Annotated in this window: 12 protein-coding genes; 8 read left to right on the top strand and 4 right to left on the bottom strand. The window is 33.4% G+C overall.

Annotation, left to right across the window (positions count from 1 at the left end; all coding sequences use genetic code 11):
* Positions 1-146 precede the first annotated feature (146 nt).
* The 5 genes from Q0Q99_RS01760 to Q0Q99_RS01740 all read left to right on the top strand — a co-directional run bounded on the left by Q0Q99_RS01760 (position 147) and on the right by Q0Q99_RS01740 (position 3,988).
* Complete coding sequence (locus Q0Q99_RS01760; RefSeq protein WP_293890417.1) at positions 147-731, top strand: Maf-like protein; 585 nt, start codon at positions 147-149, stop codon at positions 729-731.
* 30 nt (positions 732-761) lie between these two features.
* Positions 762-1,967 (top strand): AI-2E family transporter, encoded by a 1,206-nt coding sequence (locus tag Q0Q99_RS01755; RefSeq protein ID WP_293890414.1) that lies wholly within the window; start codon positions 762-764, stop codon positions 1,965-1,967.
* A gap of 37 nt (positions 1,968-2,004) precedes the next feature.
* Entirely contained in the window at positions 2,005-2,535 is a 531-nt protein-coding gene (locus tag Q0Q99_RS01750) for a mechanosensitive ion channel family protein (protein ID WP_293890411.1), read from the top strand.
* Between the two features lie 245 nt (positions 2,536-2,780).
* Entirely contained in the window at positions 2,781-3,350 is a 570-nt protein-coding gene (locus Q0Q99_RS01745) for a hypothetical protein (protein WP_293890408.1), read from the top strand.
* A 251-nt stretch (positions 3,351-3,601) separates the two neighbouring features.
* Positions 3,602-3,988, top strand: coding sequence for a hypothetical protein (locus Q0Q99_RS01740; protein WP_293890405.1), 387 nt, complete (start codon positions 3,602-3,604; stop codon positions 3,986-3,988).
* A gap of 98 nt (positions 3,989-4,086) precedes the next feature.
* Here Q0Q99_RS01740 and Q0Q99_RS01735 read toward each other — a convergent pair whose 3' ends face one another.
* A complete protein-coding gene (locus Q0Q99_RS01735; RefSeq protein ID WP_293890402.1) occupies positions 4,087-4,875 on the bottom strand; it encodes an anti-sigma factor in 789 nt (262 codons plus the stop codon).
* Positions 4,875-5,405: an RNA polymerase sigma factor gene (locus Q0Q99_RS01730; RefSeq protein ID WP_293890399.1), complete on the bottom strand. Its 531-nt coding sequence runs from the start codon at positions 5,403-5,405 to the stop codon at positions 4,875-4,877. The genes Q0Q99_RS01735 and Q0Q99_RS01730 overlap by 1 nt, the downstream gene beginning before the upstream one ends.
* A gap of 308 nt (positions 5,406-5,713) precedes the next feature.
* Between Q0Q99_RS01730 and Q0Q99_RS01725 the strand changes: the two genes are divergently transcribed.
* Together Q0Q99_RS01725 and Q0Q99_RS01720 are read left to right on the top strand one after the other, a co-directional pair.
* Positions 5,714-6,313, top strand: a complete 600-nt coding sequence (locus Q0Q99_RS01725) for a glutathione peroxidase (protein WP_293890396.1) — start codon at positions 5,714-5,716, stop codon at positions 6,311-6,313.
* Between the two features lie 185 nt (positions 6,314-6,498).
* Positions 6,499-6,873 (top strand): hypothetical protein, encoded by a 375-nt coding sequence (locus Q0Q99_RS01720; RefSeq protein WP_293890394.1) that lies wholly within the window; start codon positions 6,499-6,501, stop codon positions 6,871-6,873.
* A gap of 52 nt (positions 6,874-6,925) precedes the next feature.
* Here the strand turns inward: Q0Q99_RS01720 and Q0Q99_RS01715 are convergent, their stop codons facing one another.
* Both Q0Q99_RS01715 and Q0Q99_RS01710 read right to left on the bottom strand, forming a co-directional pair.
* The gene (locus Q0Q99_RS01715; RefSeq protein ID WP_293890392.1) at positions 6,926-8,548 is read right to left on the bottom strand and encodes an amidase; all 1,623 of its coding nucleotides are present in this window, start codon (positions 8,546-8,548) and stop codon (positions 6,926-6,928) included.
* Positions 8,549-8,619: 71 nt separating this feature from the next.
* Complete coding sequence (locus Q0Q99_RS01710) at positions 8,620-9,117, bottom strand: GNAT family N-acetyltransferase (RefSeq protein WP_293890389.1); 498 nt, start codon at positions 9,115-9,117, stop codon at positions 8,620-8,622.
* Between the two features lie 309 nt (positions 9,118-9,426).
* On the opposite strand from Q0Q99_RS01710, the gene menD reads away from it, so the two are divergent.
* Positions 9,427-11,088 carry a 2-succinyl-5-enolpyruvyl-6-hydroxy-3-cyclohexene-1-carboxylic-acid synthase gene (menD, locus tag Q0Q99_RS01705; protein ID WP_293890386.1) on the top strand — a complete coding sequence of 554 codons (1,662 nt, stop codon included), beginning with the start codon at positions 9,427-9,429 and terminating at the stop codon, positions 11,086-11,088.
* Positions 11,089-11,100: the final 12 nt, after the last annotated feature.

Below are 11,100 nucleotides of genomic sequence, written 5' to 3'. Positions count from 1 at the left end.
GTCCGAAAACAGATTTACTAGAAAAATAATTACTTTTACTCATCGTTATTTGAATTTTTGCAACTCTAAATTACGATTTTAATTGAGAAGCCATTTTTATGGCTTCTTTTTTATTTACTTTTATCGGACAACAATGATAATGTATAATGTTAAGGGATAAACTCAAAGGTTATAAAATAATATTAGCTTCTGGTTCACCAAGGAGACAGCAGTTTTTCAAGGATTTAGATTTAGATTTTGAAATTCGGTTAAAGGATATTGAGGAAATTTATCCGGATAACCTGCAAGGCGTGGAAATTACCAACTATTTAGCCCAATTAAAAGCCAATGCTTTTGGCGAAGAATTAGTAGCAAACGAAATTTTAGTTACAAGCGATACTATTGTTTGGCTAAATAACAAAGCCTTGGGGAAGCCCAAAGATTATGACGATGCATTTACCATTTTGAAGTTATTATCCAACGAAACGCACGAAGTGATTACTTCTGTTTGTTTTAAGACGATTAAAAAAATGGAGACAATTTTTGATGTAACCAAAGTGACTTTCAATGAGCTTTCGGATGAAGCTATTCATTATTATCTAAAGAATTATAAACCTTTTGACAAAGCTGGCGCCTATGGTATTCAGGAATGGATTGGCTTAATTGGCATTACCAGAATTGATGGTTCGTACACCAATGTCGTTGGTTTACCCACAGAAAAAGTTTATCAGTACTTGAGTAATTACGACTAAAACAGTAACTTTACTAAAAAACAACCTACTATGTCTGACACTATGAAATTTCCGCTCTATTTTAAACTTTCTGCCATACTGATAATTTTGGTAGTAATATTCATTACGCTTTATTTTGGTCAGGATATTATTTCTCCCGTATTGCTTGCGCTCCTTTTTGCGATAATGCTCCGCCCGGTAGTTAGTTTTCTGATAAAGAAACTCCGTTTTCCTCATTTTATAGCAGTTGTTTTTGCAATTCTTTTGTTTGTGTTACTCTTTTTAGGAGTTTTCTATTTTATATCAATGCAAATAAGCGATATGGCAAGTGATTGGGGAAAAATTAAAACCAATTTTTATTATCATTTGGAGCACTTTCAACGAATGATTAGAGACAATTTTAATCTGACGAAAAGGGAACAAAAGGAAATCATTAGTAACGCTACAAATGACAGTATAACTTCAAGTAAGGAAATTGTTGGTACTACTTTAAATTCGTTTGCCGATATTCTTTTGAATCTCATATTGATTCCTATTTACACTTTTCTGTTTTTGTTATATCAAAATCATTTTATTACATTTTTGACCAAATTAATAAAACCCGAAAGCCACAAAAAACTACAAGAAGTTTTATATCAAATAAAAATTGCGATTCAAAGTTATATTACCGGATTGTTATTTGAAATGATTGCGGTTTCGGTATTGACTACTGTTGGTCTATATTTCATTGGATGTGAATATTATATACTGCTCGGAATCATAACTGGTATTTTAAATTTGATTCCTTATATAGGTATACTATTTGCAGGCGCTTTGAGTATTGGTGTCTCACTTTCAGGTTCGACGGATTTAACAATTGTTTTTGGAGTCATTGGGGTAAATTTAGTTGTTCAGTTTATTGATAATAATATTCTTGTTCCAATGTTTATCAATTCAAAAGTGCAAATCAATGCCTTAGTTTCCATCATCGGGATTATTGTTGGAAATGTTTTAGGCGGTATCACCGGTATGTTTTTGGCAATACCAATTATTGCGATCTTAAAAGTTATTTTTGATAGAATAGACACATTTGAACCCTGGGGATATTTATTAGGCGATGATTTGCCAAAAACCTACGAATGGCGTAAAATAAAACTTCCGCATTACAATTTTCGAAACACATCAACTTCGGTTGACTTGATAACAGATTTCACACCTACAGTACCAATAGAAGATGATACGAAAAAGGATGAAAATAGTACAACGGACATCGCTTGATAATAGTTTTATTTTAAGTATTTTTACATAAAAAAATATGTCCTTCTTCTCCAGTTTAACCAAAGAAGTGATTGCCACAGGAATAGTTTTAGTCATTATTATATTTCTTAGAATTATTACTTCAAAGCTAATCCGCCGCTATGCCAAATTATCTTCCATCATGGAACACAGAACTAATTTGGTCATAAAATACATTCATTTGTTAATCAACATTGTTGCAATGGTGGGCCTTATTGTTATTTGGGGTGTTCAAAAAAAAGATATTTTCTTTACGTTGTCTTCGGTAACAACCGTTGTTGGCGTTGCTATGTTTGCCCAATGGTCTATCTTAAGCAATATTACTTCCGGTATAATTTTATTTTTCTTTTTTCCTTTCAGAATAGGAGATGTTATTCAGGTGCATGACAAAGATTTTCCAATTCAAGCTGAAATTGAAGATATTAAAGCTTTTCATATTTATCTAAGAACGGATAAAGGAGAGCGTATAACCTATCCAAATAATCTATTACTTCAAAAGGGTATATCCATAGTTATATCTAAATTTGAAGATAAAGAATTTACAGATTAATTTTTTTTTAACGAATTGCTAAAGCCTAATCTTTAAATATAGTCTGAGATGTGAATTACATTAAGTAAGATATATATATATGCAACTTTTTCACTTTATTTCATTGTATCTTTACCAAGTGTAATAATGCTCAAATTTAAATGAATTCAGTAATTTAGTTCGAGGACTATAATTGCAAGAATATTTTTTTGGCACGATTATTTCAAAGGGTTAAATAATATTAAAATTAACTAAATAATTAAATTATGAAAACAACAAAAATTTTAATGCTTGCAACTTTGTTAGTAATGGCATTTAATACGCAGGCACAAGCAGTGAAAGTGGATAGGCATTATGGAGGAACCACTCCTGCATGGGCACCAAAAGCTCCGGTTAAAACACAGTACTATTATCTTCCGGATATTCAAACCTATTACGATGTACCCGCTAAACGTTACATTTATCAACAAAACGGTAGTTGGGTGCGTACTGCAGCCTTACCAACTCGTTACAAAGGTTATGATTTATATCATGGTCAGACTGTTTACCTAACAGATTATAAAGGGAATGCTCCATACAAGTATTATCATCAACATAAGGTGAAATATGTTGGAAAAGAATGGAAAAAAAATGGACACGATAACGGAAACCATTATGGACAATTTAAAAATAAAAATAAAGGACATGAACATGATGAAGGGAACCAATACGGACAACCAAAGAAAATTTGGAATGGAAAAGACCATGAAAAGGATGACGATGATGATAAAGACCACGACAATGATAACGAAGGAGGCAATGGAAAAGGGCACGGAAAAGGCCATGGAAAAAAATAAAAAATAAAATAGTTATTTTAAAAAAAAGCAAAGACTACGTCTTTGCTTTTTTTGATTACATTCATTATTTAAAAACATTTGTAAATAATATAATTCTTATTTTTTTTAATAAAACACGCATTTCGTCGATTTTTTATGTATTTAGTCTATATATTTTAATATTTATTATATATATTTGACTACTAATAGTTATGTTTTGTAAAATGATTGTATCGTTTTATGCCTCAAAACTTAAACAAAATTAAGAAATTATGAAATCAATAAAAAAACTATTCCTGGTATTGTTTTTCTTCACTTCCTATGTCTCAAGTGCACAAACCTCTATAGGCGACATATCTTCATTGCCAATTGATTCTAAAACGAATTGCTACATCCGTTATTATTATTTTCCAAACCTTGAAGCTTACTTTGAAAATCTCGAATTGGTGTATTATTATAAAGTTAATGGTCAATGGCAAAAAAACGAAAATTTACCAACAAATTATGGAGGTTACTCATTATACAACAAAGTCAGAGTAGCAATTACCGATTTTGACGGAGAGGAGCCATACCAGTTTATCATAATCCATAAAAAAATGTATCCTTACAATTCAAAAGGGAGATTTACAAATCCAACTGCTTCAGTTTCATCCGAATAAATTTGTAATTAATAGTCTCTAGGAATTACACGACAATAAATAAAAAGAGTCCTAATTATTTAGGACTCTTTTCTGATTATTGAGTTTGACGTAAATTTTTAGACTTTTCCCAAAGTATAAAGTTGTTCCATGGTAGGCGATGCGCTACCACCTGTTGGTTCCAAGGTTATTCCAAATGCTTCGGCATCATTTGTTTTATCAACAGCAAATATTTTGCTTTCGTTGGCCTGAAAATTAGATAACAGTCCAATACTTGTCGGCGTTAATTGTGGTTGCAGTTTCAAAGACCAAATTTGGTATTCTTTTCCTTTAGGTGGTTCTGGTAATCCGCTGGCATCTACATAAACTACTTGTGTTTGTTTGTTCCAGTAGATTTTTGCTTTAGCAGTTGGTGCTGCAGCTTGTCCGCCAAGTGTAACAATCGTATTGGTTTCATCTCGAACTACACCCAATACATTTTGTGTTTCTTTGTTTTTAGTTTCTAAATTTACTACAACTTCTTGAAATTTTGATTTTTCTTTCTCGATAGTTACAACCTGATTATTGGTTTGATTCAATTTAGAATATTGGTAACCAATTCCGATTAACAATAAAATTGAAGCCGCCCAACCCATATATGCTGTCCAATTGCTTCTGGGTTTCATATCAATCACTTTGCCATATTTGAGGGCTAGTTGTGATTTTATTTTTTCAAACTGACTATGAGAAATAAAAGGAGAAAAACTGCTGGAAAGGTTAATAATTGCCTTTTCAATAGAAACGATTTCGTCTTTAACTTCTAGATGCTTGAAAGCCATAGCGGTAACTTCGTCATTTTCTGATTCGTTTAACAAACCATAAACGTAGAGTTCCAAAATTCCTGATTCGATATACTCTTTTGTTTCCATTATACTTTTAAAAAATTTCGTAGGTCATTCATACACATTCGATTTTGGGTTTTTACAGTTCCAAGTGGGATGGCTAGCTCATCCGATGCTTCTTGTTGTGTAAATCCTTTGAAAAACAATAAATCAATTAATTGAACACATTTAGGTTTAAGTTTATTTACAAAATCTCTTAATCCAATACTATCAATTTTGTTCGTTAACTTATTACTGTCATCCAACAGATGTACGAAATTATCGGAAGAGAGGTTTTTTTGACTATTGTTAAAACCTTTCGACCGCAGTTTGTCTATAGTTGTATTTCTGGCGATATTGAGCATCCAGGTGTATAACCTTCCTTTACTTTGGTTATAAGTTTCAATATTTTTCCAAATCTTAACAAACACTTCCTGAAGCACATCTTCGGCTTCTTCACGATCGCTGATTAAATTAGTAATAACACTAAACAGGCTTTTGGAATACATATCATACAACTGGGTAAATGCCCTTTCTTCTTTTCTTAAGAGCATGGGCAACAATTCTTCTTGTGTCATGGCGATAAAATTTTGATTGTAAATTAAAGAAACTTATTGTAAAAAAACTACTTTTTTCTTAACAAAACACATAAAGTTATTAAATCATAAATCCATAATGGTTCTTTTATACGTATGTGATTTTGGGAAGAATATGCTATGAATATTTTCTTTCAAGGTTTTGGTGATAGAAATGGTTTTTCTATTGTTTTGTTAGAAGCTCAGCGATTGATTTAGTCGCTGAGCTTTTTTTTAATATTAATAAAACTTTAGGAACATGATAACCGTAACTATTAAAATATTTTCTAATTTTATAAAAAAATAACGCAATGCGAAAATCTTTACTATTAAGTTGCAGTATTTTACTGCTTTGGAGTTGTCAAAATCAGGCACAGAAAAATAAATCAAATAATAAAACAATGGAAACACAAGAAGCTATTTCGGCGGAAACAATCTATCAATTTAAAGTAACGGATTTATATGGCAGGGAGTTTGACTTTGCTTCCCTAAAAGGAAAGAAAATATTAGTAGTCAATACTGCTTCAGAATGTGGGTTGACACCTCAATACAAAGATTTGGAAGCTATTTATGAAAAATATAAAAATCTTAATTTTGTTATAGTGGGTTTCCCGGCCAATAATTTTGGAGCACAGGAACCTGGAAGTAACGAGCAAATTGCCAAGTTCTGTGAAATGAATTATGGAGTGACATTCCCAATGATGAGTAAGATTTCGGTAAAAGGAAATGATATGGACAAAGTATATCAATTCCTGACCCAAAAAAGTAAAAATGGTTTGCAGGACAGCGAAGTAGAATGGAACTTCCAGAAATATTTAATTAACGAGCAAGGTGAATTGGTAAAAGTATTATCACCCAGAGTATTGCCAACCGATGTGTCTATTGTAGGCTGGATTAATGGGAAAGGGTAACAAATAATTTATTTTAAATCAAAAAACCTGATGAATTTCATCAGGTTTTTTGATTTAGTTTTATCGACAAACGTCGCCTATGTTGTGGTTGAAAGAGTTTTTTTTCCGTTAAACGATTTTTAGATAGTTACTAAATTATTCTTAATAAGTTTGAATAGAATTTTAAATGCCACAACACTCCAATAATGAATAATATATTTAACTCCGTATACAGACAGGATTATTTACAAGGTTTTTCAAATGGTCTAAATCCATATTTGGATATAGCAGAAAATCAAAATGAGGCTTATCTTTTTGGTTTTAACCAAGGAAGATTGGACTATGAGAGAATGAATGGAAAAGTTTCCTATGGGATTCCCAAATTGATTGTTACCAATAAAGTCCTGGAGGATTTCCTTTTAGCGGGTATGCTTGGAATCAGCATAAATGATGATGACTACACCGCTTTCCAGATTGATGTTATTTCTAAATGGTATCAAAGCGGAATCGAAAAGTACAATCCAAATCAAAGTAGCTATCTTTTAGGAATACTCGAAGAAAATGGAATTGAAATAATTTAACTCAATCATAAAAAATTCAAAACCTGATACTTTTAAGTAACAGGTTTTTTTATTAGTCTAAAAATGCCTCCTTAAACTCAGGCTTTATTCTACTTTTAGATGCTTGTTCGTATCCATACGCAAGACTTATTATCGCTCCTTCTTGGTATGCACCACTGAAAAACGAAAGCCCTACAGGCAATTCATATACTTTTCCGCAAGGAACACTAATATGAGGATAACCGCTCATTGCCGCCGGAGCTGTCAGAAAGACATCGCCCCATCGGTCACCATAAATAGTGTCAATGCTACAAGCCGGACCCATTGTTAATCCGGAAATAGCGTCAAGTTGGTTATCTTTAATTACGTTGTCGATGATATTTTTTACATCGTTATGACTTTTAGCTAGTGCCTGAATGTATTTTGTGTTATCTAATCCTGCTTTATCCTGACACATTTCAAGAATTTCCTGTTTGAATGTTGGCATCGCTTTAGCTTCGTTTGTTTTATTAAAAGCAATAACGTCTTCCAATGATTTCATTTTGGAATTGGATGTAGTTAAATATTTGTTTACCCCATATTTAAATTCAAATTGTAAAACATCATTTTCCGCTTCTCCATTTGCATTAATCTTGTCAAGGTATTCTATTTCAACTATAGTAGCACCTTGTTGTTTCATTATTTCTTTAGCTTTATGCAATAGCTCGTTTAGCAGCGGATTTGTATATTTCTTTTTCTCTATACCAATTCTTTTTCCTTTCAAACCATCTATTTTTAAAAACTGAGTGTAGTTTTCAACTGATTTCCCTTTGCTTTCTTTGGTTACCTTATCAGTAGCATCAATGCCAATCATAGCTTCCAAAAGAATAACAGCATCCTTAACATTTCTTGCCAAAGGTCCCGCGGTATCTTGTGTATGTGAAATGGGAATAATACCCGAACGACTTACCAGGCCAACTGTTGGTTTAATGCCTACCGTTCCATTTACAGATGCCGGACAAACAATAGAGCCATCGGTTTCTGTTCCAACGGCAACAACACATAGATTGGCAGCCACAGCAACTCCGGAACCGGCGCTGGAGCCACAAGGGGAATGATCTATAATATAAGGGTTTTTAGTCTGCCCACCACGACTACTCCAACCCGAACAAGAAGAAGTAGAACGAAAGTTTGCCCATTCGCTTAAGTTTGTTTTTCCAAGTAATACAGCACCCGCATCTCGTAATTTTTTTACAATAAAAGCATCATTTGAAGCAATATTTCCAACCAATGCCAAAGAACCGGCGGTTGTCATCATTTTATCTGCTGTGTCAATATTGTCTTTTATTAGAATTGGAATACCATGTAGATTGCCTCTTATTTTGCCTTCCTTTCGTTCCTTGTCCATTGCTTTGGCAATTGCTAAAGCTTCCGGATTCAATTCAATAATGGCATTTAATTTGGGCCCATTTTTATCAATGGCTTCAATTCTGTCTAAATATAGTTTGGTAATTTGTTCGGAAGAATATTTTCCCGATTCCATTTTTTCCTGTAGTTCACTGATTGTGATTTCGTTCAATTCAAAATCATCAGCTACTTCATCATCATTGCCTTCCGATTTAGTTTCAGTAGATTTTGTTGTACAGGATGATGCCAGTAAGGATGTAAATCCGATAGTAACCAGTGCAGTATTGGCTATAAAGTTTCTTCTTTTCATAACTTTTCATAAGAATTAAAGTTTTAAAATTACAATTTAATACTGTCGATTGTTAATTTTTAAATAGGTATTTATTCCAGCATTAATTGCATAATCACAGAGTGAAGCCATCGTTCAAACTTAAAGCCGCTTTCTTTTATAATTCCAACCGTAGCAAATCCAAACTGCTCATGAAAGGCAATGCTGCTTTGGTTTTCATAATCTATAACCGCAATCATGGTGTGCAGTTTTTGTTTTTTGGCTAAATCAATTAAGTGCCTCATTATTTCCTTTCCAATACCTTTTCCATGCTCGTTAGGCATTACATAGACTGAATGCTCGACTGTAAACTTATAGGCTTCGCGAAAGCGAAACTCGCTGTAATAGCCAAAACCAACCACCCGCTCATTAATTGTTGCAACAATTACCGGAAACTGTTTTTTTAGTTTTTCTTCTAAAATTGACCGTTGCTGTTCCAATGTCCGCAATTCATAATCATACAAAGCCGTTGAGTTTACGATATAATAATTAAGAATGGCAACGATGGTTTCAGCATCATTGTTTTGATAAGGCCTGATTTTTATTTCCATAAGGTAAAAATAGGAAAACAATTTACTTTTTAAGAAGCTTCTCCCACCTTTGTTCGGGTGTTGTTCCCAAAATGACCCTGTTTTGCGAACAATACCCGAACAACACCCGAACAATACCCGAAGAACGGTATCAAAATGCAAGGTTTGAGGTGTCACTAAGTGTCAAAATGATTCAGTAGGTGTCAAAAAACATCATAAGGTGTCAATAGCGGTCAAGGGATTCCTCACTCTAAAAGTTCTAAGTTGTGAAATCTTTTTGCATTGAAAAAGCCATACAAGTTGTATCTTTGTTTTCATTAAAAAACAACAATGATTTATCCTAAAATACCTTTAGCACAAAGCATTATTGAGATATGTCATGCCAAAGGAGTTCACGATATTATTATTTCTCCAGGTTCCCGAAATGCACCTTTGACCATAGGTTTTACTAATAATCCAAAGTTTACTTGCTATAGTATTGCAGACGAACGTTGTGCGGCTTTTTTTGCATTGGGGATTGCCCAACAAACCCAAAAGCCTGTTGCTGTGGTTTGTACTTCAGGCTCGGCATTGCTGAATTACTATCCGGCACTGGCCGAAGCATTCTATAGTCAGATTCCGTTTATTGTTATTTCAGCCGACAGGCCTTTTGATAAAATTGATATTGGCGATGGGCAAACCATCCGTCAGGAAAATGTTTTTATCAATCATTCGTTATATAACGCTAATCTGACCGAAGACGCTTCAGAAGAAAATGATGTATTTATAAATCAAGCCATTAATGTGGCTATTGCCCGAAAAGGACCGGTGCATATCAATGTACCGTTTGAGGAACCATTATACGAAACAACAAATAAACTTTCGGTCGATTTTAATGTAACAGGTTTGCTTAAACCCCTAAGATTTGTTGACGTTGATGATATTATTGCTTTTTCAACGCTTTGGAATCACAGCAGGAAGATATTAATTTTGGTTGGCGAATGTGCCCCAAATTCGATAGAACAAAAGTGGTTGAACCAATTGGCTGCAATTCCATCGGTTGTAGTAATGACTGAAACAACTTCTAATCTCCATCATCCCAGCTTTATCAACAACATTGATACAGTCATCACCCCATTTTCACCTTCTGATTTTTTAAAACTGCAACCGAGAGTTCTTATCACGTTTGGTGGAATGATAGTTTCAAAAAGGGTAAAAGCATTTCTCAGAAAATACAAACCAAGGCATCATTGGCATATTGATGAAAGCCGTGCGTATGACACTTTTGGTATTTTGACCAAACATTTTACTGTCTGTCCGAATCAGTTCTTTAAACAGTTTCTGCCTTTTGTAAAAGATATTGAAAGCAATTACAAAGTAACTTTTCAAAATATTCATTCAAATCGAAAAGTAAAACATTCAGAGTATCTTTCTACGGTTGCTTTTTCAGATTTAAAAGCATTTGAAATAATATTTTCAGGTTTGCCAAAGGAAATCCAATTGCAGATTAGCAACAGTTCTGCCATTCGTTATGCGCAATTATTTGATATAGATAAATCGATAGAAGTATTCTGCAATAGAGGAACAAGTGGTATTGATGGCAGCACTTCAACGGCTATTGGAGCTGCGGTTGGAAGTAAAAAACCAACGGTTTTAATCACAGGCGATGTTGGATTTTTATATGACAGTAATGCACTCTGGAACAATTATATTCCTAGTAATTTTAAAATCATTTTAATTAATAATGGCGGCGGCGGCATTTTTAGGATATTACCCGGACATCAGGAAACCGAAACGTTCAATACGTATTTCGAAACATCTCATTGTTTAACAGCCGAGCATTTGTCCAAAATGTATCAGTTGGATTACCTCATTGCAAGTGATGATGCTTCACTGAAACAAGGTTTGTCCAAACTTTTTATGCAAAACGACAGACCAATGATACTGGAAGTTTTTACTCCGACCCGCGAAAACGACAAACTATTAAAAGGCTACTTTAAAGCTTTGGTATAAATTTATATCTTT

This window comes from Flavobacterium sp., assembly GCF_025352425.1.
Taxonomy (GTDB): domain Bacteria; phylum Bacteroidota; class Bacteroidia; order Flavobacteriales; family Flavobacteriaceae; genus Flavobacterium.
The sequence above is the reverse complement of the archived record's forward strand: the minus strand, read 5'-3'. Positions and strand labels throughout refer to the sequence as shown.